This is a genomic window from Saccharomonospora xinjiangensis XJ-54 (assembly GCF_000258175.1).
Lineage (GTDB): Bacteria > Actinomycetota > Actinomycetes > Mycobacteriales > Pseudonocardiaceae > Saccharomonospora > Saccharomonospora xinjiangensis.
In genome coordinates this window covers 146,492-147,739 of record NZ_JH636049.1, presented here as the reverse complement: position 1 = coordinate 147,739, position 1,248 = coordinate 146,492, and the positions used below count along the sequence as shown (strand labels likewise).

Here is a 1,248-nt window from a genome sequence, read left to right as displayed (position 1 = left end):
TCCTGTCGTTATCCCGGCGGGGTGGACTCCCCGGAAGACCTGTGGACGCTCCTCGCCGAGGGCGGCGACGCGATCGGGAGCTTCCCAGCCGATCGCGACTGGAATCTGGACGTCCTGTTCGGCTCCGCCACCGGGTCCGCCGCTCGCGCGGGTGGGTTTCTGCATGACGTGGCGGAGTTCGATGCTGGTTTGTTCGGGATCTCGCCGCGTGAGGCGGTGGCGATGGATCCGCAGCAGCGGTTGTTGCTGGAGGCGTCGTGGGAGGCGTTGGAGCGGGCGGGTATCGCGCCGTCGTCGGTGAAGGGGAGTCCGACCGGGGTCTTCGCCGGGGTCATGTACAGCGACTACCTGAGCAGACTCACGGTGGTCCCCGACGGGGCGGAGGGCTACCTCAGCACCGGCGGATCCAACAGTGTCGCCTCGGGTCGGATCGCGTATACGTTCGGTTTTGAGGGGCCGGCGGTGACGGTGGATACGGCGTGTTCGTCGTCGTTGGTGGCGTTGCATCTTGCGGTGCAGTCGTTGCGGTCGGGTGAGTGTTCGTTGGCGTTGGCCGGTGGTGTGACGGTGATGTCGACGCCGGGTGGTTTTGTGGAGTTTTCCCGGCAGGGTGGTCTGGCGTCGGATGGTCGGTGTAAGTCCTTCGCGGAGGGTGCGGACGGCACGGGCTTCTCCGAGGGGGTCGGGGTCCTGGTCCTGCAACGTCTCTCCGACGCGGTGGCCGATGGTCGTCGGGTTCTGGCGGTGGTCAAGGGTTCGGCGGTGAATCAGGATGGTGCGTCGAATGGGTTGACGGCGCCGAATGGTCCGTCGCAGCAGCGGGTGATCCGTCAGGCTTTGGCGAATGCGCGTTTGTCCACTGGGGATGTGGATGTGGTGGAGGCGCATGGTACGGGGACTCGGCTTGGTGATCCGATTGAGGCGCAGGCTCTGTTGGCGACCTACGGGCAGGACCGTGCCGAGGGGATGCCGTTGTGGCTGGGTTCGGTGAAGTCGAACATCGGGCATACGCAGGCTGCTGCGGGTGTGGCTGGTGTGATCAAGATGGTCATGGCGATGTGGCATGGGGTGTTGCCGCGGACCCTGCATGTGGGTGAGCCCACGTCGCAGGTGGATTGGTCGTCGGGTGCGGTGGAGTTGCTGACCGAGTCGCGGCCGTGGCCCGAGGTGGATCGTCCCCGACGGGCCGCGGTGTCCTCTTTCGGCTTCAGCGGCACCAATGCCCACGTCATCCTCGAACAGCCAGCC

The 1,248-nt window shown here is 66.2% G+C and carries 1 protein-coding gene; it reads left to right on the top strand.

Annotated elements, in window-relative coordinates:
• Positions 1–1,248 (top strand): type I polyketide synthase (locus tag SACXIDRAFT_RS00330; protein WP_006236443.1); only part of this gene is annotated, 1,248 nt, incomplete at both ends.